The 22,302-nt window shown below is 71.2% G+C and carries 19 protein-coding genes and 2 tRNA genes; 4 read left to right on the forward strand and 17 right to left on the reverse strand.

What is annotated here, in order from left to right:
- Window positions 1-74: 74 nt before the first annotated feature.
- From ACIQJT_RS06605 to ACIQJT_RS06615, 3 genes are all read right to left on the reverse strand, one after another.
- A tRNA-Ala gene (locus ACIQJT_RS06605) sits at window positions 75-147 on the reverse strand.
- Window positions 148-231: 84 nt separating this feature from the next.
- Window positions 232-465, reverse strand: coding sequence for a hypothetical protein (locus ACIQJT_RS06610; protein ID WP_003976229.1), 234 nt, complete (start codon window positions 463-465; stop codon window positions 232-234).
- A 246-nt stretch (window positions 466-711) separates the two neighbouring features.
- Entirely contained in the window at window positions 712-2,079 is a 1,368-nt protein-coding gene (locus ACIQJT_RS06615; protein WP_402641318.1) for an MFS transporter, read from the reverse strand.
- A gap of 254 nt (window positions 2,080-2,333) precedes the next feature.
- Here ACIQJT_RS06615 and ACIQJT_RS06620 point away from each other — a divergent pair, with 254 nt between their 5' ends.
- Window positions 2,334-3,212, forward strand: coding sequence for a helix-turn-helix transcriptional regulator (locus ACIQJT_RS06620; protein ID WP_402640452.1), 879 nt, complete (start codon window positions 2,334-2,336; stop codon window positions 3,210-3,212).
- On the opposite strand, the gene ACIQJT_RS06625 is transcribed toward ACIQJT_RS06620, so the two are convergent.
- From ACIQJT_RS06625 to ACIQJT_RS06655, 7 genes are all read right to left on the reverse strand, one after another.
- Window positions 3,194-3,266: transfer RNA gene (locus ACIQJT_RS06625), tRNA-Ala, on the reverse strand. The genes ACIQJT_RS06620 and ACIQJT_RS06625 overlap by 19 nt on opposite strands.
- Window positions 3,267-3,347: 81 nt before the next feature.
- Window positions 3,348-4,007: a histidine phosphatase family protein gene (locus ACIQJT_RS06630; RefSeq protein ID WP_053849606.1), complete on the reverse strand. Its 660-nt coding sequence runs from the start codon at window positions 4,005-4,007 to the stop codon at window positions 3,348-3,350.
- Window positions 4,004-4,447 carry a ribosome silencing factor gene (gene rsfS, locus ACIQJT_RS06635; protein ID WP_053849605.1) on the reverse strand — a complete coding sequence of 148 codons (444 nt, stop codon included), beginning with the start codon at window positions 4,445-4,447 and terminating at the stop codon, window positions 4,004-4,006. Before rsfS ends, ACIQJT_RS06630 begins: the two co-directional genes overlap by 4 nt.
- A gap of 114 nt (window positions 4,448-4,561) precedes the next feature.
- Entirely contained in the window at window positions 4,562-6,391 is a 1,830-nt protein-coding gene (locus ACIQJT_RS06640; RefSeq protein WP_402640456.1) for an LCP family protein, read from the reverse strand.
- A gap of 16 nt (window positions 6,392-6,407) precedes the next feature.
- The gene (gene nadD, locus ACIQJT_RS06645; RefSeq protein ID WP_053849603.1) at window positions 6,408-7,046 is read right to left on the reverse strand and encodes a nicotinate-nucleotide adenylyltransferase; all 639 of its coding nucleotides are present in this window, start codon (window positions 7,044-7,046) and stop codon (window positions 6,408-6,410) included.
- A gap of 79 nt (window positions 7,047-7,125) precedes the next feature.
- Window positions 7,126-7,290 (reverse strand): hypothetical protein, encoded by a 165-nt coding sequence (locus ACIQJT_RS06650; protein WP_020136208.1) that lies wholly within the window; start codon window positions 7,288-7,290, stop codon window positions 7,126-7,128.
- Window positions 7,291-7,407: 117 nt separating this feature from the next.
- On the reverse strand, window positions 7,408-7,566 hold the full coding sequence (locus tag ACIQJT_RS06655; RefSeq protein WP_086723901.1) for a hypothetical protein: 159 nt from the start codon (window positions 7,564-7,566) through the stop codon (window positions 7,408-7,410).
- 159 nt (window positions 7,567-7,725) lie between these two features.
- On the opposite strand from ACIQJT_RS06655, the gene ACIQJT_RS06660 reads away from it, so the two are divergent.
- Window positions 7,726-8,826, forward strand: coding sequence for a M48 family metallopeptidase (locus ACIQJT_RS06660; protein ID WP_402640460.1), 1,101 nt, complete (start codon window positions 7,726-7,728; stop codon window positions 8,824-8,826).
- 75 nt (window positions 8,827-8,901) lie between these two features.
- Here the strand turns inward: ACIQJT_RS06660 and ACIQJT_RS06665 are convergent, their stop codons facing one another.
- The 5 genes from ACIQJT_RS06665 to proB form a co-directional block, all read right to left on the reverse strand.
- The gene (locus ACIQJT_RS06665) at window positions 8,902-9,972 is read right to left on the reverse strand and encodes a hypothetical protein (RefSeq protein WP_365450391.1); all 1,071 of its coding nucleotides are present in this window, start codon (window positions 9,970-9,972) and stop codon (window positions 8,902-8,904) included.
- Between the two features lie 78 nt (window positions 9,973-10,050).
- Window positions 10,051-10,617, reverse strand: a complete 567-nt coding sequence (locus ACIQJT_RS06670) for a hypothetical protein (protein ID WP_053849600.1) — start codon at window positions 10,615-10,617, stop codon at window positions 10,051-10,053.
- Window positions 10,618-10,712: 95 nt separating this feature from the next.
- Window positions 10,713-11,999 (reverse strand): glutamate-5-semialdehyde dehydrogenase, encoded by a 1,287-nt coding sequence (locus ACIQJT_RS06675; protein ID WP_365450389.1) that lies wholly within the window; start codon window positions 11,997-11,999, stop codon window positions 10,713-10,715.
- Between the two features lie 102 nt (window positions 12,000-12,101).
- Window positions 12,102-12,674 carry a hypothetical protein gene (locus ACIQJT_RS06680; RefSeq protein ID WP_365450387.1) on the reverse strand — a complete coding sequence of 191 codons (573 nt, stop codon included), beginning with the start codon at window positions 12,672-12,674 and terminating at the stop codon, window positions 12,102-12,104.
- 218 nt (window positions 12,675-12,892) lie between these two features.
- Complete coding sequence (gene proB, locus ACIQJT_RS06685) at window positions 12,893-13,999, reverse strand: glutamate 5-kinase (protein WP_365450673.1); 1,107 nt, start codon at window positions 13,997-13,999, stop codon at window positions 12,893-12,895.
- Between the two features lie 293 nt (window positions 14,000-14,292).
- Here proB and ACIQJT_RS06690 point away from each other — a divergent pair, with 293 nt between their 5' ends.
- Together ACIQJT_RS06690 and ACIQJT_RS06695 are read left to right on the forward strand one after the other, a co-directional pair.
- Entirely contained in the window at window positions 14,293-16,290 is a 1,998-nt protein-coding gene (locus tag ACIQJT_RS06690; RefSeq protein ID WP_402640465.1) for a hypothetical protein, read from the forward strand.
- A gap of 159 nt (window positions 16,291-16,449) precedes the next feature.
- A complete protein-coding gene (locus ACIQJT_RS06695) occupies window positions 16,450-18,468 on the forward strand; it encodes a hypothetical protein (RefSeq protein WP_402641322.1) in 2,019 nt (672 codons plus the stop codon).
- Between the two features lie 110 nt (window positions 18,469-18,578).
- On the opposite strand, the gene ACIQJT_RS06700 is transcribed toward ACIQJT_RS06695, so the two are convergent.
- The gene (locus ACIQJT_RS06700) at window positions 18,579-20,624 is read right to left on the reverse strand and encodes a hypothetical protein (RefSeq protein ID WP_365450383.1); all 2,046 of its coding nucleotides are present in this window, start codon (window positions 20,622-20,624) and stop codon (window positions 18,579-18,581) included.
- Between the two features lie 111 nt (window positions 20,625-20,735).
- Window positions 20,736-22,235, reverse strand: coding sequence for a bifunctional cytidylyltransferase/SDR family oxidoreductase (locus ACIQJT_RS06705; RefSeq protein ID WP_365450381.1), 1,500 nt, complete (start codon window positions 22,233-22,235; stop codon window positions 20,736-20,738).
- Between the last annotated feature and the right edge of the window lie 67 nt (window positions 22,236-22,302).

Below are 22,302 nucleotides of genomic sequence, written 5' to 3' on the forward strand. Positions count from 1 at the left end.
CCCCCCTCAGTCGTAACTGCCCTCTAAAACAACAAAATCCCGCCGGATCGAGACGACCCGGCGGGATCTTTCTGTGGAGCTAAGGAGATTTGAACTCCTGACCCCCTGCATGCCATGCAGGTGCTCTACCAACTGAGCTATAGCCCCTTGCTTGGTGTTCCGCCCGGTTTCCCCGGCGGCGGTGCCAACATTACACGGTCACCCGGGTGGAACACCAAATCGTTTCCCGGCTCAAGCAGTGACGAACGAGTAGAACCGTTTGAGCGTGCAGTGCTCCTCCAGGAGGCGGCCGTAGATCGGCTCACCCTCCAGTTCCCGGTACGTCTCGATGGGGTCGCCTTTTATGATCAGCGCCCGCGCGCACTCCTCGCACCAGTACTGGTAGTCGGGATTGACCGGCTCCATGTCGCGCACGATCGGTGTCCCGCTGCCGCACCAGTCGCACTTTCGCCTGTGTGCACCCATCAATCAGCTCCAGCAGTGGCCGCAGGCCGTGCACACGTAGGAGATTCCGCCGTTGTCGCCGAGTACTTGCGCCACGTGGACAGAACCGCAGGAAGGGCAGATGAGTCGGACTGTCGTGTCCCTTGTCGACGCCGCGTCGCGGAGGTGGCCGACCTCCACGAGGATGCTCGCAGGCATCACTACTCCCTCCCGTCGGGCCGCGCCCCCTTCCGGCCGTTTGATTCTGCCACGGCCGGACCAATACGGTCAGCGACGCCTGAGTACCAGTCCGGACACGGCGCCCACCGCGGCGGTCCCGGCCAGCGCGAACATGCACGTCCACAGCGCCTCCGCAGAGGTATACGCCTCAGAGGGGCCGAGTGACTCAAGTCGGTTGAAGAACAGTGTGCCGAAGCCCGCCACGCCCACGAGCTGGCCGAGCTGGGTGACCGTGGCGAGCAGCCCGCTGGCGTCCGCCGCGTGCCGGGGCGGCACCGTGGCCAGCGCCCCGGTGAGCGTCGGGCTGAAGGCGAGCGCGAGCCCCACGCCCACGCCGGCGTACGCGGCGTACAGCGCGGCACCGCCCTCGCCGCCGTCCTTCAGCGCCAGGCCGACGCCCAGCGCGGCCAGGCCGGTGATCACGAACCCGACGGGCGTCAGCAGCCGCTGCCAGGAAGCCGGCCAATGGCGCCAGGTCAGTCCGACGAGGCCGAAGACCACCGCGGTCGGCGCGAAGGAGAGCCCGGCCCGCAACGGGCTGTAGCCGAGGCCGCCCTGCACATGGAGGGTGAGCACGAACAGGAAGCCCCCGTTGACGGCCATGACCGCCGTGATCCTGAAGACGGCGAGCCCCATGCCCGGGTGGCGCAGCACGCTCGGCGTGATCAGCGGGGCACCGCCGCGCCCGGCCAGCCGGGACTCGTAGCCGCAGAAGACGGCGAACAGGACCGCGGCGGCGGCCATGGACAGCCAGGACCACAGCGGCCAGTCCTCCTCCTGTCCGAGCACGAGCGGCACCGTGCACAGCGACACGGCCGCGCCGAGCAGCACCAGGCCGGGCAGGTCGAGACCGCGCGCCCGGTCCCGGGGCGTCGGGCGGTCCCCGGGCAGCAGGACGCGCGTGCCCACGGCCAGCAGGACGAGGCCGACCGGCACGTTCACGAGGAACACCGGCCGCCAGCTCGTGCCGAACAGGTCGGCGCTGACCAGGACTCCGCCGACGACCTGCCCGGCGGCGGCGCCGACCGCGAGGACCGCGGAGTAGGAGCCCAGCGCCCTCATCCGGGCCTCGCCGGTGAAGTTGCGCTGGATCAGGCTGAGCACCTGCGGGATCATCACCGCCGAACCGGCGCCCTGCACCAGCCGGAAGGCGATCAGCTCGGTGGCGCCCTGTGCGAGACCGCAGGCGAGCGAGGCCGCCGTGAACAGGGCGAGCCCGGCGAGGTGCACCCGGCCGTGCCCGAACCGTTCGCCGAACCGGGCGCCGGTGATCAGCAGCACCGAGTACGTGATGGCGTACCCGGCGACGACGAGCTGGAGTTGGGCGCCCGAGGCGTGCAGTTCCGTGCCGATCGTGGGAGCCGCGACGTTCACGATGAACACGTCGAGCAGTGCCATGAACTGGGCGGCGAGCACGAGCGCGAGCAGCGGCCGGGGCCGGTTGTCAGTGGCGGGTGCTTCACTGCTGACAGGTGGGGAGACGGACGCGGGACCCGGTCCCGTGCGTGGTGTTGTGGTCATGCCGCCGAGCATGAGGACGTCTGGGTACGGGTGCCGAGAGCCCGCCGATGCTGGTACTGCCAGCACCTGGCAAGCACCGGGTACGGCACCGAGGATGGTCGTGACGAGGGGACGTGGCGATGGGGGACGTGACGAGGGGGGACGCGACGATGGGGACGACGACGGCGAGGAGCACGGCACAGCGACGGCGGCCCGAGCTGGCCTCGTTCCTGCGCAGCAGACGGGCCCGGGTGACCCCGGCCGACGTGGGGATGCCCCCTGGCCTCAGGCGCCGCACCCCGGGACTGCGCCGCGAGGAGGTCGCCCAGCTCTCCGGCGTCGGTGTGACCTGGTACACGTGGCTGGAGCAGGGCCGGCCGATCAACGCCTCCCCGCAGGTCCTGGACGCCGTGGCCCGCACCCTGCGGCTCGACCCGCCGGAGCGGGAGCATCTGTACCGCCTGGCGCGGGTGCCGTTCGCCCCGGACCCGGAGCGGCTGACGCGGTCGACGGGCCCGGAGGTGCAGGGCATCATCGACGCCCTCGACCCGCTCCCGGCGGTCGTCTACAACTCGCGCTACGACATCCTGGCCACGAACGCCGGCTACCGCGACCTGTTCCTGATACCGGAGATCGTCGACATCGGGGTGGCGAACGCCCTGTGGACGCTGTTCACGGTGTCCGACGAGGCCTGCCCGCTGATGCACCGGGAGCGCGAGCTGCCGGTGATGGTGGCGACCCTGCGGTCCTCGTACGGCAGACATGTGGGCGAGCCGGCCTGGGAGGAGTTCGTCCGCGGACTGTCGGCGGCCAGCCCGTACTTCGCCGAGCTCTGGGCCGGCGGGGAGGTGGTGCCGCCGGGGCCCCGGGTGAAGACGTTCCGCCACCGGGCCGTGGGCGAACTGCGGATGACCTCCCAGTCGCTGTCGATCGACGGGATGCCCGAGTGCCGGATCGTGGTCTACTCACCGGAGGACGAGGAGACACGCGAAAAATCCCGCCTCCTGAGGGAGACGGGATCTTCGTCGAGTGGAGCTAAGGAGAATTGAACTCCTGACCTCCTGCATGCCATGCAGGCGCTCTACCAACTGAGCTATAGCCCCTTGCGTTCTTCCCGCTCCGCGGGCGAACAAGAAGAACTTTAGCCTGCGACCTGCCGGAAAGTGAAATCCGGTCCGGAGCCCTCAGTCGTCGTCGCCGAGCACCGGCTCCGGGAGGGTGCCGGCGTTGTGCTCCAGGAGGCGCCAGCCGCGCGCGCCCTGGCCGAGGACGGACCAGCAGCAGTTGGAGAGGCCGCCGAGGCTCTCCCAGTGCCGGGCGTCCAGGCCGAGCAGCCGGCCGATGGTGGTGCGGATCGTGCCGCCGTGGCTGACCACGACGAGCGTGCCGTCCTCGGGGAGCTTCTCGGCGTGCCGGAGCACCACGGGGGCGGCGCGGTCGGCCACCTCGGTCTCGAGTTCGCCGCCGCCGCGGCGGACCGGCTCGCCGCGCTTCCACGCGGCGTACTCCGCACCGTGCCGGGCGATGATCTCCTCGTGCGTCAGCCCCTGCCAGACGCCGGCGTAGGTCTCGCGCAGGCCCTCGTCGAGAGCCACGTCCAGGCCGGTGAGCGCGGCGAGCTCGGCGGCGGTGTTCGCGGCCCGCTGGAGGTCGGAGGCGACGATCGCGTCGGGCTGGAGGGAGGCCAGCAGCCGGGCGGCGCGGCGGGCCTGGCCGACGCCGGTCTCGGTGAGCTCGACGTCGGTGGTGCCCTGGAAACGGCGTTCCACGTTCCACGAGGTCTGGCCGTGCCGCCACAGGATGATGCGGCGGCCCCGGCCCTTGCGGTGGGCGGGAGCGGTCACCGCTGCTCCCCGTACTCGGCGTCGTCCTCCTCGGCCCGGAGCTTCGCGTGCTCCTCGCCCTTGCCGCGGGTCGCCTTGGCGTCGGCCGGCAGCTCCAGCTCGGGGCAGTCCTTCCACAGCCGCTCCAGGGCGTAGAAGACCCGCTCCTCGCTGTGCTGGACGTGGACGACGATGTCGACGTAGTCGAGCAGGACCCAGCGGGCCTCGCGGTCGCCCTCGCGGCGCACCGGCTTGGCGCCGAGCTCCTTGGAGAGCCTCTCCTCGATCTCGTCGACGATGGACTTGACCTGGCGGTCGTTGGGTGCGGACGCCAGCAGGAAGGCGTCGGTGATCGAGAGGACGTCGCTGACGTCGTAGGCGATCACATCGTGGGCGAGCTTGTCGGCGGCCGCCTGCGCGGCGGTGTTGACGAGCTCGAGGGAACGGTCAGTGGCGGTCACTACAAGGCTTTCGGTCGGTGGTCACTTGACATCAAGGGTCTCACGGACCGCCGACGGCACCCCGCGTGATGACGGAGATCACGCGGGGCGGCCGTACCGGGCGCGGCGCCGGGCCTAGGACGAGGAGTCCGGCTCGTAGTCCTGGCCGAGGACCACAAAGACGTTCGCGCTCGACGCGATCGTGCCCTTGCTCACGGCGCCGGTGGGCAGACCCAGGGTCTTGGCGACCTCGGTGGCGTTCGCCTTGTCGGCGGCGTCGGCGTAGACCACCTTGGACGTGGCCCGGGCCGAGGCGGGCGTGCCGCCGTCGATGAAGGTGAAGCCGCCGTTGAGGAGCACGACGCGGGCCTTCTCGGTGTTGTCCCTGGTGCCGGTGGCGTTCTGGACCGAGACGCTCACGGCCGCGTCCTTGTCGGGGCTCTTCGCCTTGCCGCCGAGGACGTCCTTGACCACGCTCGCACTGGCCGCCGCGCTGAGGGTGCCGTCCTGCTGGACGGGCAGCAGCGCGGTCTTGTAGTCGCCGCTCTTGGCGAGGTCCGCGAGCTTGGCGAGGAAGGTGCCGAGGTCCTTGTCCGTCAGCGACGGGTCGAGGATCTGGGCCAGCGTCTGCACGGTGGTGGTCGCGGCCGTCGGGTCGGAGGACAGCTTGCGCAGGACGCCCTGAAGGACCTGGCCGAACCGCTCGAGCTGGGCGTTCTGGGCCTCGCCCGCGCCGCGGTAGGTGGCGTAGGCGACGGCCATCTTGCCGCTGAGGGTCTGGTCCTTCCCCTTGCCCACCAGCGGCGCCTGGCCCTTCTTCTTCGCGTCCGGGTCGGGCACCGCGGCGTTGGTGTCGACGTCGATGTTGCCGACGAGATCGACGAGGTTCTGCAGGTAGGGGGTGTCGAGGCGCCAGGTGCCCTCGATGTCGGTGCCGAGCACGGTGTCGAGGGAGTCGACGGTCCCGGAGGAGCCGTCGTCGTCGACGGACTTGGCGAGGGTCGTCGTGGAGCCGTCGTCGGCCGTCAGGTTGAGGGAGTTGGGGATGAGGACGGTGGTGCCCTGCTTGGTGGTGGTGTTGTCGACGAGCAGCGCCGTGGAGGTGCCGCCCTCGGTGGTGTTGTGCAGATGGACGACGATCACGTCGCGTTTCTGGGCGCTCGCCGCGATCGTGGTGTCCTTCTTGCTCTCCTGGTCCGACAGGCCGGGCAGCTTCCCGGCGTACCAGAGGTAGCCGACCCCGCCCACCGCGACCAGGGCGAGGACGACGACCAGGGCGACGAGCCGGCTGCGGGCGCGGCGCTTGGCCTCCTCGCGGCGCTCCGTGCGGTTCTCGGTGAAGTTGAGCCAGTCGATGACGTCCTCGGAGTCGCCGTCGGGCTCCTCGACGAACGCGAACTGCGCGGTGTGGTACTGCCGTTCGTCCCCGTCACCGGCCTCCGCACCGGCCTCGGAACCGGCGGCGTACCCCTGGCCGGCCTCCGAGCCGGCGGCGTACCCCTGGCCGGCCTGAGGACCCGCCGCGTATCCCTGCCCCGCCTCCGGCCCCGTGGCCGGTCCGCCCTGCTGCGGGATGTACGCGGTCTGCTCGGCGACCCGGGGCTGCCGGCCGCTCGCGGCGGCCCGGCCGTAGGGGTCGTACGCCGTCGCCGGGCCGCCGTCCTGCCGGCCGCCGTCGGCATAGGGGTCGTAGGGCGGTACGGGCGCCTGCTGACCGGTGTCACCGGCTCCGTAGGGGTCGTAGGGCGGGTGCTGGGCGCCCGTGTCGTAGGGCGCGGCCTGCCGGCTGTCCGTGGCGTACGGGTCGTAGCCGTAGCCCTGCTGGGCGTAGGGGTCGTACTGCTGCTGCGGGGGCTGTTGCGGCGGGACCTGCCGGTACACCGGCCGGCCGTATTCGTCGTAGCCGACCAGTGCGTACTGGTTGTCCTGGTCGTCGCCGTAGCCCGCGTCGTATCGGTCGTTCACCGGTGCCCCTCTCGGCTCACTCGCCGCGGTACAGCTCGCGCTTGTCGATATAACGCACGACGCCGTCCGGCACCAGGTACCAGACGGGGTCGCCCTTGGCGACTCTCGCCCGGCAGTCGGTGGAGGAGATGGCGAGGGCGGGGACCTCGACGAGCGAGACGCCGCCCTCGGGGAGTCCGGGGTCGGCCAGGGTGTGGCCGGGCCGGGTCACTCCGATGAAGTGCGCGAGGGCGAACAGCTCTTCCGTGTCCCGCCAGGTGAGGATCTGGCCGAGGGCGTCGGCGCCCGTGATGAAGAAGAGGTCGGTGTCGGGGTTGAGGGCCTTGAGGTCGCGCAGGGTGTCCGTGGTGTAGGTCGCGCCACCGCGGTCGATGTCGATGCGGCTGACGGAGAACTGCGGGTTCTCGGCGGTCGCGATGACCGTCATCAGATAGCGGTCCTCGGCCGGCGAGACGCTGCGGTGGGTCTTCTGCCACGGCTGGCCCGTGGGTACGAACACCACCTCGTCCAGGTGGAACTGCGCTGCGACCTCGCTGGCCGCCACGAGGTGCCCGTGGTGGATCGGGTCGAACGTTCCGCCCATGACGCCCAGTCGGCGCTTGCCGGGGCTCGAAGGGGCGTTGCCCGGGCCGGTAGGCATGTCCTGCTCTCCCATGCGTGCAGACCCTACCGGCCCGTCCTGAGGACCCCGGCCGGCGCAGGCCCGGAGTGCCCCGCTTTGGGCACTCGGTGCCTCAGCGGTCGCGGTTGAAACGAGTGGTGATCCACAGCAGGAGCAGCAGGATGATGAAGGCGGCGCCGCCGGTCACCAGGGGGTCGAGGCTCTCGTGGTTGCCGCCGTGCTCCTCGCCCTCGGCGGCGAGGGTGACCAACTGGGCAGCGGTGCTGTGGAAGCTCATCTTCGTCAGGACCTATCCGGTGGGCGGGACAGAGTGTCGGCCCATCGTAAGCGGGCGCGGTGAGGGCCATCACGCCGACTCCACCGTTGGGGGACGGCGGGGAACCTTCGCCCTCGCTCACTCGTCCTTCCGCTTGTACCCCCGCAGCAGGAACCACGCGGTGAACGCACAGCCCACGAACATCACGACCAGTACCACCCGGAGCAGATTTCCGGCCCCCTGCTGCTCGGCGGCGCTCGCGGCCTCGGTGAGCCAGGCGGCCCGGGTGTGCTCCATGACGGACTCCTTCGCTGTACTGCCCGTCCACGCTATCTCCGCCTAGGCTGGGCTCTGCTTCGGGGGCGCAAAGGGCCGCACAAGGGTCCGCAAAGGATCACAGCGGTCGAAGAGGCACAGCCACAGACGGCACAGCCAAAGACGCACATGGGGGAAGACATGTCCGACGACGGCCACCACAACAACGGACACGAGCACGTGCCGAGCAGGCAGCGCAGGCGTTTCCCGGGTATCTCCTCGCGTGCGTACGAGCACCCCGCCGACCGCTCCGCCCTGGTGGCGCTGCGCAAGCTGAGCGGTTTCGACACGGTGTTCAAGGCGCTCAGCGGTCTGCTCCCCGAGCGGAGTCTGCGGCTGCTGTTCCTGTCCGACTCGGTGCGCGTCTCCGACCAGCAGTTCGCGTACCTCAACGACATGCTGCGGGACGCGTGTTACATCCTGGACCTGGAGAAGGTCCCGCCGATGTACGTCACCCAGGACCCGCAGCCGAACGCGATGTGCATCGGCCTGGACGAGCCGATCATCGTCGTCACCACGGGTCTGGTCGACCTGCTCGACGAGGAGGAGATGCGGGCGGTCGTCGGCCACGAGGTGGGCCACGCCCTGTCCGGCCACTCGGTCTACCGGACCATCCTGCTGTTCCTGACCAGCCTCGCCCTCAGGGTGGCGTGGATCCCGCTGGGCAACATCGCGATCATGGCGATCGTCACCGCGCTGCGCGAGTGGTTCCGCAAGTCGGAGCTGTCGGCGGACCGGGCGGGTCTGCTGGTCGGCCAGGACCTGCGGGCCTCGATGCGCGGCCTGATGAAGCTGGCCGGCGGTCACCACCTGCACGAGATGAACGTGGACGCGTTCCTGAAGCAGGCCGAGGAGTACGAGGCCGGTGGCGACCTGCGCGACTCCGTGCTGAAGATCCTGAACGTCCTGCCGCGTTCCCACCCGTTCACCACCGTGCGGGCGGCTGAGCTGAAGAAGTGGGCCGAGTCCCGCGACCACCAGCGGATCATGGACGGCCACTACCCGCGCCGCAGCGAGGACAAGGACACCTCGGTCACGGACTCCTTCCGTGAGTCGGCGTCGAGCTACGCGACCAACGTCAAGAGCTCCAAGGACCCCCTGATGAAGCTGGTCAGCGACATCGCGGGCGGTGCGGGCGACCTGGGCGGCAGGGTGCGCAGGGGCTTCGGCGGCTTCTCGGGCTCCGCCCCGCGGCAGGATGAGCCGCCGACGGACACCCCGCGGGACAACGCGGGCGGCTGACCCCCCGCGGGACCACGCGGGGGCTGACCCTCTCCGGGCACGGGACGGGCGGCCGGTCAGGGGTCCTGGCCGCCGTCACACCCGCGGCTGCGCGCTGGTGGCCAGCGACCCGCACAGCGCCGGGGCGCTGCCGGTGGCATAGGGGTCCGTCCCCGCCGGCCCGCCGGCCCTCGCGGTCTGCCCGGCCAGCAGGGGGTGCAGCCGGTTCGTGGAGTCCTCCGCGCAGGACAGCGGCCCGGCCTGGACGTACGAGACGACGAGCTGGGCCGTGTGCATCCGCAGATCGTCGCGGTCGAAGCGGAAGTGCAGCTCGCGCCGGACGGTGAACAGCGACGCCTCCTTCGGGGCACCGGCGCGCACGGCCCGCAGGGCGTACACGAACGTGTGGTCCGCCGTGACCTCCAGCGTCGACGCGTCGGTCTCGGCGGCCTGGAGACTGCCCTGCACCCGGATCCTGCCGTCGGCCAGCTTCGCCTGGGCGGGGTCGAAGCGGACCAGCCATCCGGTCGGGGCGTGCCGGCCGTCGGCGGCGGGGTGGGCGAAGCTCTGGTCGAACTGGTCGAGCTGGTCCGTGTCGAGGAGGACCCGCACGCTACGGACCTGGTCGCCGGCGAGGACGTCCGGGTCGAGCGAGGAGCGCACGATGTAGTCCTTGGCGGTGGTCAGCGCGGACACCACTTGGCTGTCGGAGAAGTGCGCCGTGCGGCGGGAGGCCGGCAGCGGGATGCCCTCGGCGCCGACGCGGTACTGGGCGGCGGGGCTGTGCGCGTACAGGTACTCGGCGTCGGCGTGCCCCGGGACCTCGCCCGCGGGGGCCAGCGGGATGACGGTCATCCGCAGCGGTTCGGCGGGCTGCCGGATCGCGGAGGGCTGGTAGGGGTGTCGTACACCCATGTAGATCGCGGTGCCGAAGGCGACGGCGATCAGCAGGACCAGGACCAGCACCTGCCGGGACAGCCCCCGGCGCAGCGGCGGCCGGCGGCGGACGGCGGGCGCGTGGTCGGACATGCGCTCGCGCGCGGAGTACTCCTGGAGGCGGGCAGCGCGGACGAACGACTCGTCGAAGACGACGGATCGGTACTCGTCCTCACCACCCACGGGGCCGCCCTCGGGTGTCCCCTCGGGTGGGTCTCCTGGCCCTCCCATATCTTCAGGGTAGGTCTCAGGAAGCTCAGGTAAACGCCCGGCCGTACGACAAGTTCTGACAGGTTCTCACCAGGATTGTCAGGGCGTGCGCGGGACCGCGGAGACGGCTGGCTGGGAGTAGTCGGCGGACGCGCTGGGCGTCACCGTGCTCCCCTGTTCCAGGCCGGTCGAGGCGGGCGGCGGCACCCGGTCGCGGCTGCCGGAGGAGGCGCCCCGGTAGACCGCGGTGAAGGCCAGCGCGACCATGCCGACGCCCATGACGAGGGCGAGCATCCAGGCGACGGGACGGTGCCAGCGGACCTGTTTGCCGTACGTCCCGGGGGCGCCGTAGCGGCCCTGGAGGACCTCGGTGTCGTCCAGGTCGTCGAGGTCGGGATCATGGCCGAAACCACCGGGTCCCCAGCCGTCGTCGTACCGCTCGGTTCTGGGGCCGGCGCGGCGGGCCTCGGCCTCGGAGGCCTCCGCTCTCGCCTGGGCAGCGGCCAGGAGGCGCTCGACGGCGGTCGGCTCGTGCACCACGGCCGCCCGCACGAAGGCCTCGTCGAAGACCACGGAGGCGAACTCTTCGTCCGACACCCCGCGGTCGTGGTCGTCGTCGGGCTCCCAGCCGTCAGGGAACGGCGTGCCCCCCACGTCCTCCGGCACGAATCCAGAGTAGACCTGGGGGGTCAATTTGGGCAGACGGTATGGAAATTCATCCGCCCTGTGAGACGCCTGCCGCGCGCCCCCCGGCGCCCGGCTCAGCGGCGGACGTGGCCGTCGCCGGTGACGATGTACTTCGTGCTGGTGAGCTCCGGAAGGCCCATGGGACCGCGGGCGTGCAGCTTCTGGGTGGAGATGCCGATCTCCGCGCCGAAGCCGAACTGGCCGCCGTCGGTGAAGCGGGTGGAGGCGTTGACCGCGACGGTCGTGGAGTCGACCAGTTGGGTGAAGCGGCGGGCGGCCTGCTGGGAGGTGGTGACGATGGCCTCGGTGTGGCCGGAGGTCCACAGCCGGATGTGCTCGACGGCCTTGTCGAGCGAGTCGACCACGGCGGCGGCGATGTCGTAGGAGAGGTACTCGGTGTCCCAGTCCTCCAGGGTGGCCTCGACGACGGTCGCCTTGGTGTCCTTCGCGTACGCCAGCACCCGCTGGTCGGCGTGGACGGTCACGCCGGCCTCGGCCAGGGCGTCCAGGGCGCGCGGCAGGAACTCGGGGGCGATGTCCTGGTGGACGAGGAGGGTCTCGGCGGCGTTGCAGACGCTGGGCCGCTGGGCCTTGGAGTTGATCAGGATGTCGATCGCCATGTCGAGGTCGGCCTGGGCGTCGACGTAGACGTGGCAGTTGCCGGTGCCGGTCTCGATGACGGGGACGATCGACTCCGTGACGACGGTCTGGATCAGGGAGGCGCCGCCGCGCGGGATGAGCACGTCGACCAGGCCGCGGGCGCGCATCAGCTCGCGCACGCTCTCGCGGGACTCGCCGGGCACGAGCTGGACCGCGTCGGCGGGCAGTCCGGCGCCGCCCACGGCGTCGCGCAGGACCCGGACGAGGGCGGTGTTCGACTCGTAGGCGGAGGCCGAACCGCGCAGCAGGACGGCGTTGCCGGACTTCAGGCACAGGGCGGCGGCGTCGACCGTGACGTTCGGGCGGGCCTCGTAGATGATGCCGACCACGCCGAGCGGGACGCGCACCTGGCGCAGGTCGATGCCGTTCGGCAGGGTCGAGCCGCGCACGACCTCGCCGACCGGGTCGGGCAGCGCCACCACGTCCCGGACGTCGGAGGCGATGGCCCGCACCCGCTCCGGGGTGAGGGTGAGCCGGTCGATGACCGTCTCGCTGGTGCCGGCCTCGCGGGCCTTGGCGATGTCCTTGGCGTTGGCCTCGACGATCTCGCTCGTGCGGACCTCCAGGGCGTCCGCGATGGCGAGCAGCGCGTCGTCCTTCTCGGCCCTGGGCAGCGGGGCGAGGTCGGCGGCGGCGGCCTTGGCCCGGTAGGCGGCCTGGATGACCGGGGTCATGGAGTCGTACGGCGAGAGCGAGGTCATACGGGAAGGGTAGTGCGCCGCGCCGGACCGTTCACGGCGTGTTCCACACCCCGAGACAAGCCCCGCAGAACCCCCAGACCGCGCAAAGCCGACGGTGACGTCTCAGAAGGGGTGCGCGCCGACCGGTGAGGCGGGCGGCGGCCCGTATCCCTCGGCGATGCGCTGGTGGTAGGTCTGGCGGTCGATGACCTCCAGGCCGACGATCTCCCAGGGCGGCAGGCCCGCGGTCTGCCGGTGCTCGCCCCACAGGCGCAGGGCGACGGCGGCCGCGTCGTGCAGGTCGCGGGCCTCCTCCCAGTACCGGATCTCCGCGTGGTCGTTTGCGTAGCGGCTGGTCAGCAGGAAGGGGTGGTCGTGGGCGAGCTGTTCCAGGGCGCGCCGGACCTCCTTCAGCGGGGCCTCCTCGCCGGAGACGCTGAGGGTGACATGCCACAGGCGCGGCAGGTCCCGGGGCTCCTCGCCCTGGTAGCGGTCACCGGCCGCGACGCTCGTCAGGGTCCGTTCCTCGCCGGCCGGGACGCTCGTCAGGGTCCGCTCCTCACCGGCCGCCCGCGCGGCCGGCCCACCCGCCTCGCCCGCGGCCCGTGCCACGGTCCCCGCGGAGGGATCGGAGCCGCCGCGGGAAGCCGCCGTACCAGCGCGGGACGCCGCCGCCCCAGGGCGCACTCGTCTCACGACGGCCTCCTTCATGCACAGGTCGACCCCGGGGGTCGGCGGAATGTGTCCCTGGGACAAAGTTGAGCAGGCCGCAAGGGCTCGTGGGGCGGTTTTGCGGAACGTCCACCTGAGGGCGACGGTCTTGGCAGGGCGTTCACCCCGTTTTCGGGCGGCCCGGTCCCCGCAGGACGCCGGTTGGGCCCGCAAAGGTGCCTTCAAGGGGGCCCGAGGGTGCCTCAGGGGTGCAGGATCGCCAGATCGTCCCGGTGGACGACCTCGCGCTCGTAGCCCGGTCCCAGCTCGCGGGCGAGTTCCCGGGTGGAGCGGCCGATCAGCCGCGGGATCTCCTTCGCGTCGAAGTTGACGAGCCCGCGGGCCACGGCCCGGCCGGCGCCGTCCCGCAGTTCGACGGGGTCGCCCGCCACGAACTCCCCCTCGACGGAGGCGATCCCGGCGGGCAGCAGCGACTTGCGGCGGTCCACGACCGCCTTCACCGCGCCGTCGTCCAGGGTCAGCGAGCCCTGCGGCGTGGACGCGTGCTGGAGCCACAGCAGCCGGTCCGCGGAGCGCTTGCCCGCGGGGTGGAAGTAGGTGCCGGTGTCACCGCCGGACAGCGCCTCGCCCGCGTGGACCGCGCTGGTCAGCACCACGGGGATGCCGGCGGCGGCCGCGATCCGGGCGGCCTCGACCTTGGTGACCATGCCGCCGGTGCCGACGCCCGCCTTGCCGGCGCTGCCGATCTCGACGTGCGCCAGGTCCTCGGGCCCCCGTACCTCCGCTATCCGCGAGGTGCCCGGCCTGCTCGGGTCGCCGTCGTAGACGCCGTCGACGTCGGAGAGGAGGACCAGCAGGTCGGCGTGGACCAGGTGGGCCACCAGGGCGGCGAGCCGGTCGTTGTCGCCGAAGCGGATCTCGTCGGTGGCGACGGTGTCGTTCTCGTTGACGACCGGGAGGGCGCCCATCGCGAGGAGCTTGTCGAGGGTGCGGGAGGCGTTGCGGTGGTGGGCGCGGCGGCTCATGTCGTCGCTGGTCAGCAGCACCTGGCCGACGCGGACGCCGTAGCGGGCGAAGGAGGCGGTGTAGCGGGCGACGAGCAGGCCCTGGCCGACGCTGGCGGCGGCCTGCTGGCGGGCGAGGTCCCGGGGGCGGCGGCGCAGGCCCAGCGGGGCGAGTCCGGCGGCGATGGCTCCGGAGGAGACGAGGACGATCTCGCGCTCGCCCCCGCTGCGGCCCTTGGCGAGGACGTCGACGAGCGCGTCGACCCGATCGGCGTCGAGGCCGCCGGCGGCGGTGGTCAGCGACGAGGAACCGACCTTGACGACGATCCTGCGGGCCTCGCCCACGGCCTGCCTTGCCCCTGCCACCTTGTGTCCTGTCCCCTCGCGCCATGTGTGGGTACCTCGTCCGCAATGTACGCGAAGGGGACGCGGCGCCGCGCATCCGTCCAGTGGCCGGACCCGGTACCGGACGCCTCCGGGGGCCGTGCCGGTTCCCGTTCCCGAGAAAACGGAATTACACCCTCCCGTTAATCGGAAGTGAATTCTTTCCGGACTCCGGATGTACAACCTTTCGCCTCCTCCTCGTGTCGAACTGGCCGACATCAAGGTCATCGCCGTAGCTCGAGAAAGCCCTGCCCATGACGATCCGTCGGTTGTGCGCCGTCCTGCGCGTCAGCGGGAAAACCGAACTTCTCCTGGTATTCCTCTTCGCCGCCGGTTTCGCGGCGCTCCCCGTCCTGGCGCTGCTGCCGTCCCTGTGGGGGTTCACAGCGGCGTGGGCCGTGACGTACCTGGCCGACGAGGCCCTGCACAGCAGGGCCCCGGGATTCGTCCGCCGCCTGGCGACACTGCAGCTCAGCCGCACGATGCGGTTCGCCGTGCGCACGGTGATGCTGCTCGCGCTGGCGGACCGGATGGACGCCCCGGACGCGGTGCTGATCATCGGGCTGGCCGTCCTGAGCGCCCATTTCCTGCTGGTGATGATGTATTCGGCGCTGCACCACGCGATCCGCAGGCGCCGCGTACTGCCGGTGATCGTGCGCAATCTCGACATGAGCGGGATCGAGATACCCGAACGCCCGCCCGCCTATCTGTACCGGCGTTTCCTGCGCAAGCTGCTCCACCTCGACCTGCCGGCCCACGCCGGCCTGATCGTCGCGCTGGCGACCGGCACCTGGTACGCGGCCTACGCCGGTTACGCGCTGACGATCGGCACCGCCGTGGCCGCCCTGGCAGCCCTGCTGGGCCGGTTCCGCGCGGTCCGCCGGATGCCCGGCCGGGACGCCGTGATCGGCGAGGTCAACCGCCAACTGGCCGGGTACCGGCCCGAGGTGGCCCTGTACTTCAGCTTCGCCGCGGTGTCCCGGGACTTCATGTACCAGGTCAACATGTGGATCGAGACGCTGGAGCAGCTCGACCGGCGCCCGGTGATCGTGCTGCGCGAGCGGGCCTCGTTCCGCTTCCTGGCCCGCACCCGCATCCCCGTGGTCTGCGTGCCCAAGGCGGACGACCTGGCCGAGCTGGAGCTGTCCGGCGTCCGGGTCGTGCTCTACCCCGGCAACGCCGGCAAGAACGTCCACATGCTGCGGATCGCCGAGGCCAAGCACGTCTTCATCGGCCACGGCGACAGCGACAAGCTCGCCAGCAGCAACCGCGTCAGCAAGGTGTACGACGAGATCTGGGTGGCCGGACGGGCCGGCCGGGACCGCTACCGGCGGGTGCGGCACGCCATCAGCGACGGGGCCATCGTCGAGGTGGGCCGCCCGCAGCTCGCCCCGGTCCGCTCGCACGCCGAGCACGTCCCCGGGCCGGTGCCCGTCGTCCTCTACGCGCCCACCTGGGAGGGCTGGAGCGACGACGACTGCCACACCTCGCTGATCCCCATGGGCGTACCGCTGATCGAGAGGCTCCTGGCGGAGAACGTGCGGATCATCTACAAGCCGCACCCGCTCACCGGCAAGCGCTCGGCCGAGGCGGCCGCCGCGGACCGGGCCATCAGGGAGCTGCTGCGGGAGGACGAGGAGAGGAGCGGGAAGGACGCGGAGGCGGCGAGAGCCCGGCTGGGGGAGATCCGGGCCCGTCTGGACGAGCTGTCCGGACGCCACGAGGGCGACGACGCCCAGCAGTTGAGGGACGCCCGGATCCCGGACGCGGACGGCGCGAGCGAGTGGCAGGAGCTGCGGGACGAGTGGCACCGGATCTTCTGGGCGAGCCGCAGCGGTGCCCGCCACCACGTGATCCTGGAACAGCTCCCCACCCTGTACGAGTGCTTCAACCAGGCGGACCTCCTCATCAGTGACGTCTCCTCGGTGGTCGCCGACTTCGTGGCCAGCCTCAAGCCGTACGTCCTGACCAACGCCCGGGACCTGCCCGACGAGGAGTTCCGGGCCGCCTACACCACCGCGGGCGGCGCCTACCTGCTCGACCGGGCCTGCACCCGGCTGCCGGAGATCCTGCGCGCGGTCCGCGAACCCCGCCACGACCCGATGGCCGCGCAGCGCCGCACCCTCAAGGAGTACGTGCTCGGCCCGGACCGCCCGACCTCGATGGAGCGCTTCAACGCGGCCGTCAACGACCTGGCCGACCGGGCGGCGGCGGAACAGGCGGAGGACCTGCTGGCCGAGGTCGTCGCCTAGGGCGTCCGGACCGGACGGGCGCATAGCACCTGTCCGGTCCGCAGCACAGCGGACACGCGCGTGTCGTCCGGAGGTCACCACGCGTTAACCAGGGCGTCCGTCTCGCGACGACCTTGGAGTGTCCCCGTGCGAAAACGCCTCCCCCGCCTCCGGTCCGCGCTGCGGCTGCCGGGCCGGCAGACCGCGACGAGAGCGCTCGTCGCAGCCGTCCTGGCGGCCGCCGTCGTCGCCCAGGCCACCGCCGCGCTGCGTCCGCACGTCCCGCTGCTGCTCGCCGCGACGGCCGCCTCCCTGGCCGTCGAGGGCGTCCTGCACCGCTGGCAGCGCGGCATGGTGTCCCTGTTCGCCAAGTCCCAGGCGGACATCACCGTGCGGCACGTCCTGCGCGACCTGCTGCTGGTCCTCGGCCTGCTGCGGCTGACCCCGGAGGACGAGGAGACGGCGTACACCGTGCTGGTGGCCGGCCTCCTCGCCTTCTACGCGCTGCACTGCGCGATCCAGGCGGCCTCCGTCCTGGTCCGGCGCACCCGCACCCTCCCGGTGGTCACCCGCAACATCGACGCCTCCGCGCTCCGCCTGACCCCGGCCCCGCCCGCCCTGCTGCGCCGCCCGGGTCCCCGGCTGCTGGTGTACGGCCTGCCCGCCACGGCCGGCCTGCTGGTCACGGCGGCCACCGGCGAACCCCGCTGGGCGGCCCTGGGCATCGCCATGTCCCTCGGGCTCGCGCTCATGGGCCTGGCGGACCTTGCCGTACGACTGCTGCCGAGCCGGCGTCCGGCGGGCGAGCAGGAGGTGCTGGACTGGTTCGACGCGTGGCTCGCCGCGTACCGGCCGACCGTCGGCCTGTACTTCTCCGGCGGGGTCTCCTCCGCCTACCAGGCCAACATGTGGCTGGAGCCGCTCGCCAAGCTCGACGGGAAGCCGGTCATCATCCTGCGCGAGCGGTTCATGATGCAGAGGATCGCCGCGACCGACGTGCCGATCGTCTGCCTGCCGAAGGTGTCCACGCTGCTGCGCCTGGAGCAGTCCACGCTCCAGGTCCTCATCCACCCGTCGAACTCCGGCAAGACCTCCCAGGTCCTGCGCATCCCGACGATCAAGCACACCTTCGTCAACCACGGCGAGAGCGACAAGCTGTCCTCCTGCAACCCGTACGCGAAGGCCTACGACGAGGTGTGGGTGGCCGGTCCCGCGGCCCGCGAGCGGTACGCGGCGGCCCGGGTCGGTGTCGAGGACAAGGACGTGGTGGAGATCGGCCGCCCGCAGCTGGACGCCGTACGGCCGTACGAGGGGCCGCCGACCGGGCCGTACACGACGGTGCTCTATGCCCCGACCTGGGAGGGCTGGGACGGCAACCCCGGCAACACCTCGGTGATCGAGGCCGGCGAGAACATCGTGCGGGCGCTGCTGGCTGATCCCGGCGTGCGGCTGCTGTACAAACCGCACCCGCTGACCGGTTCGGTGGACCCGAGGGCCGGCGAGGCGGACCTGAGGATCCGTGAGCTGGTCCGGGCGGCGAACCGGGAGCGGACCGGGGAACGGCCCGCCGACGACGGTGAACTGTCCCGCAGGACACGGGAGTTGGACCGGCTCACCACCGCGTCCTTCCGGGCCGCCGCGGACTCGGCGGAGCGGATGCTGCTCCAGTCCACACCGGAACCGGGCCGGGCCGAGGCGGTGGCGCGGGCGACGGCCGCCTGGGAACGGGCGTACTGGGCCTCGCTGCCGGAGTGGGAGCACCAGGTCGTCACCGACGCCCGGCCCGCGCTGTACGCCTGCTTCAACCGGGCCGACCTGCTGATCAGCGATGTGTCCAGCGTGGTCAGCGACTTCCTGGCCAGCGGGAAGCCCTACGCGGTGGCGAACACCAGCGGGTTGGACGAGGCCGCGTTCCGCGCGGCCTTCCCCACGGCCGGGGCGGCGACCGTGCTGACGCCGGACGCGGCGGGCACGGCCGCGCTGCTGGACGCGGTACGGCACCCGGAGCGGGACGAACTCGCGGGCGCGCGGGCCGAGTTGAAGCGGCGGCTGCTGGGGCCGGACGAACCGACGTCGCAGGAACGGTTCGACATGGCCGTTCAGGCGTTGTGCGCGGCGGCCCGGGAGCGCAGGCTGCCGGGGCAGCGGCGGGACGAGGGGACCGTGTGCGCCTCCGGGACACTGACGCTGCCGGGGTGAGCACCCTGCGCGCCGTGTGGACCGCCCGGCGCGGCAACCGGTCCACAAGAAACGGCCCGGTTCTCGGGGATCACCGCCGAGAACCGGGCCGTTTCCTCACCGACCCGAGGTCAGACCACGGTCTCCGCCGCGGAGGCCGCCGCCCGTGACTCCTGGCCGACGTTGCGCGCCTCGGCCTTGATCGCGAGGTTCGCCACCGCGGTGTTGAACTGCTCGATGGAGGTGGGCTCGTCCGGCCCGAGCAGGTACTGCTTGAGCTCCGTGCGGTCCTCGGCCAGCGGGTCGGCCGCCGGGTCGCGGACCGCGTCCAGCAGCTCGCCCAGCTCGCCGGCCCCGTTGGACAGGATCGTGGCGGCCCGCACCGCGGTGTTCTGCCGCTTGAACTCCTCCACACCCAGCTCGGCGGAGTCGGTGACGGCGTACGGCTTGCCGCTCGCGATGAAGTCGGACACCACGCTGGAGATGTCGGAGACCATCGCGTCGGAGACGTTGAAGCAGTCGTACAGCCGCGGTTCGGCGCCCGTGATGACCCGGTGCTCCCACGTCGGGAAGGCGCGCCAGTACGCGTCGTTCCACTCGCCGCGCAGCCGGGCGATCTCCTCGTACCTGGCCACGTCGACCACGCCGTCACGGGTGGCCTCGGCTTCGTCGCCCTTCTCGCCGCCGCTGCCGGCGAGGACCGCGAGCCGCGCCTCGATCCGGGCGAGCTCGGCCTTGGCCGCGGCCAGCGCGGTCGCGTCGGCCTGGAAGCGGGGGTCCGCGGCGCGCTCGGCGGCGGCCTTCTCGATCAGCGCGCTGACCCTCAGGTGCGCGGCGCCCGCCTTGGGCAGGACCGTGCCGGTGAAGGGGTGCGGCTTGTAGAGGACGCGGACCGGCGGGTCGGCCGCCAGCAGGTGCCTCACGATGTTCTCGCCGGCCAGCATCAGCGAGGTGTTGCCCGGGTTGCCGTCCCAGCCCTCCCAGGTGGGCGCGTAGAGCACGGTCGGCATCCGGCCCTCGGGTACGCCCTGCCAGTTCTGGATCGGCGCGAGCTGCGGACGGCCCACCTCGACGATGTCCTCGTCGCGGACACCGACGTCGGCGATGGCGTACCGGTCGCGGCCCGCCCGGCCCGCGGTCCACACCTCGTCGTACGCCTTGCTGAACGGGTTGACGCTCGCCAGCTTGTCGCTGTCGCCGTGACCGATGAAGACGTGCTTCATGGTGGGCACGCGCAGCAGGTGGATGTTCTTGCCGACGTTCGCCGCGTACAGCGCGACCCGCACCGTGGACAGGTCCATGTTCATCAGGTGCACCCCTCCGGGCACGCAGATGACGGGGACCGTGGTGGGCGCGAGGTTCTGGAGGATGACGCGCTCACGCAGGATGATCAGCGGCCGGGAGTCCAGCTGCTCCATGGTCTCCAGCCACATGTTGACCTGGTAGGCGGAGTCCTTGGAGCCGGAGAAGTACAGCACCGTCTCCGGCTTGTACTCGCGCAGCCATTCGTCGACCGCGGCGAGGACCTTGTCGGCGTTCGGCGGGATCTTCCTGCCGCGCACGTACGGCGTCAGCGCCAGGACGTACAGGGTGCCGAGCACTATCGTCACGCCGATGCCGATGAAGCCCGGCAGTGCCGTGTCGGTCGCGGCGGCCACGAGTATGCCGACCACGGCCGCGAGGTCGAGGTGCAGCATCTTCTCGGCCGACCGGTTCAGCAGTCCCATCGGCGGGGCGTCCGGGATGCGGATGCGGGAGGCCAGGTCGACGTTGCGGGTGGCGACCGGGAGCCGGCGGCGGTTGCGGATCAGGGTGACCAGCGCGCCGTGCGGAGCCTGGAGGCCGTAGAAGGCGATGAAGCAGGCGGTGGCCCCGTAGAAGATCAGGTTCTCGGAGAGGTCCAGCCGGGCCAGCAGCAGGATCAGCAGGAGCTGTCTGATCAGGAAGCGGATCGACAGACCGGCGCGGACCTTGCTGAGGCGGTTGATCAGATAGCTGCCCTGGCGGTGCAGATAGTGGTCCGCAAGGTACGTGACGGCGGTCGCGGCCGCGAAGGCGGGGACGCTCGGGATGAGCGCGGCCACCATTATGGCGGGGAAGCCCGCCAGCATGAGGACCGCCGCGGCCAGCTCGGCCGCGCTGCCCACCCGGGCGACGCGAATAGCGGTGCTTATCACTGAAAACCTGCTCTGGGAGGGATGCCGGTTGTTTACGGATTCAGGCCCCTGCGAATGCACCATGAACGGGCAGCCACAGAGGCCTGAATTACGAGAGGCTATTTGCCTTGATTATGCCACGCCGTCCTGACGGTCGAGGACACTGGCGAGCGCGGCCTCGAAACCGGACGCCTGGCCCGCGGAGGCCGTCGGGTCCTGCTGGCGGACGTCGATGACATGGCCGGTCAGCTCGGAGAGCAGCACGTCGAGCGAGGTGCGGGCCACCGCCTCGGAGGACAGCAGGGTGCCCGCGGGCTCCTGGCCGAAGGCCTTGGTGCGCATGGGCGTGGCGGTGCGCTCCGGGTTGATGCAGTTCACCCGGACGCCGTCACCCGCCCATTCGTCGGACAGGGCCTGCGTCAGGTTGACCATCGCGGCCTTGGTCGAGGAGTACAGGCTGTACTCGGCGCGGCCGCGGGTGTAGCTGCTGGAGGTGTACAGCAGCAGCTGTCCCTTGGTCTCCGCCAGGTACTTGTAGCTCGACCGCGCGATCTGCACCGGGGCCAGGTAGTTGACCTTCAGCGCCTCCTCGATGGTGGCGTTGTCGGTCTCCGCGAGCTTGCCGATGCGCAGCACGCCCGCGGTGTTGACGACGTAGTCGATGCGCCCGGTCTCGGCGTACGCCTTGGACAGCGCGTCGTCGACCTCCTCCGGGTTCTCGACGTGGGTGCCGGTGGTGGAGCGGCCGAGCGCGTACACCTTGGCGCCGTAGGACTCGGCGAGTTCGCCGATGTCCTTGCCGATGCCGTAGGAGCCGCCGAAGACGACGACGGTCTTGCCGGTGAGCAGCTCGCGGTAGGCCTCGTCGCCGACCTGCTCGGGCGCGGCCGTCGAGGCGAGCTGGAAGAGCTTGTCGGCGATGAAGACGTCGACGGGCTGGGTGACCTTCATGTTGTACTCGTCACCCGCGACGACGTGGATCGGCACGTCCGGCAGGTACTTGAGCACGACCGAACAGTCGTCCGTGGCCTGGAAGTTGGGGTCACCGGCGGCGACCTCGTAGGCGCGCTTGATGGTGGACAGCTTGAAGGCCTGCGGGGTCTGGCCGCGGCGCAGCCGGGAGCGGTCCGGGATCTCGGTGATGAACTCGCCGTCCTGGCCGTGCGTGCGCGTGACGATGATGGTGTCCGCGGACGGGATCGCCACGTCGACGGCCTGGTAGCGCTCCAGGGCCACCACGCAGTCGTCGATGACGCGCCGGGACAGCAGCGGGCGGACGGCGTCGTGGAACAGGACGTTGAGGTCCTCGCCCTCGGCCAGGCCCTCGCCTAGGGCCGCGATGGCGCGCTCGGTGGTCTCGTTCCGGGTGGAGCCACCCTCGATGATCTTCTTGACCTTCGTGAACCCGGCCTTGGCGACGATCTTCTCTATGTCGGGTACGTAGCCCGGCGCCATCAGGACGATGATGTCGTCGATGGAGTCGGCCTTCTCAAAGGTGGTCAGGGTGTGCTCGATGACTGCCTTGCCGGCGATCTTCAGCAGCTGCTTGGGGATCGAGAGACCCACGCGCTGACCGGTGCCACCGGCCAGGATCACTGCGGTGGTACGGGGCTTGGCGATGTGCTGGGACACAGAAGACCTACCTCGGGGCGACAGGGAACGGGGAAATGGTCCCACTTGCGGTTACCGCTGTGCAAGG

Source organism: Streptomyces sp. NPDC091972, from assembly GCF_044756385.1.
In the GTDB taxonomy this organism is placed as follows: domain Bacteria; phylum Actinomycetota; class Actinomycetes; order Streptomycetales; family Streptomycetaceae; genus Streptomyces.

Excerpts from the sequence above, each read along its gene's own strand:
- ACIQJT_RS06610 (WP_003976229.1), bottom strand. The coding sequence starts at position 465 with ATGGGTGCACACAGGCGAAAGTGCGACTGGTGCGGCAGCGGGACACCG.
- ACIQJT_RS06620 (WP_402640452.1), top strand. The coding sequence starts at position 2,334 with ATGGGGACGACGACGGCGAGGAGCACGGCACAGCGACGGCGGCCCGAG.
- nadD (WP_053849603.1), bottom strand. The coding sequence starts at position 7,046 with ATGGGAGAGCAGGACATGCCTACCGGCCCGGGCAACGCCCCTTCGAGC.
- ACIQJT_RS06650 (WP_020136208.1), bottom strand. The coding sequence starts at position 7,290 with ATGAGCTTCCACAGCACCGCTGCCCAGTTGGTCACCCTCGCCGCCGAG.
- ACIQJT_RS06655 (WP_086723901.1), bottom strand. The coding sequence starts at position 7,566 with ATGGAGCACACCCGGGCCGCCTGGCTCACCGAGGCCGCGAGCGCCGCC.
- ACIQJT_RS06660 (WP_402640460.1), top strand. The coding sequence starts at position 7,726 with ATGTCCGACGACGGCCACCACAACAACGGACACGAGCACGTGCCGAGC.
- ACIQJT_RS06665 (WP_365450391.1), bottom strand. The coding sequence starts at position 9,972 with ATGGGAGGGCCAGGAGACCCACCCGAGGGGACACCCGAGGGCGGCCCC.
- ACIQJT_RS06675 (WP_365450389.1), bottom strand. The coding sequence starts at position 11,999 with ATGACCTCGCTCTCGCCGTACGACTCCATGACCCCGGTCATCCAGGCC.
- ACIQJT_RS06690 (WP_402640465.1), top strand. The coding sequence starts at position 14,293 with ATGACGATCCGTCGGTTGTGCGCCGTCCTGCGCGTCAGCGGGAAAACC.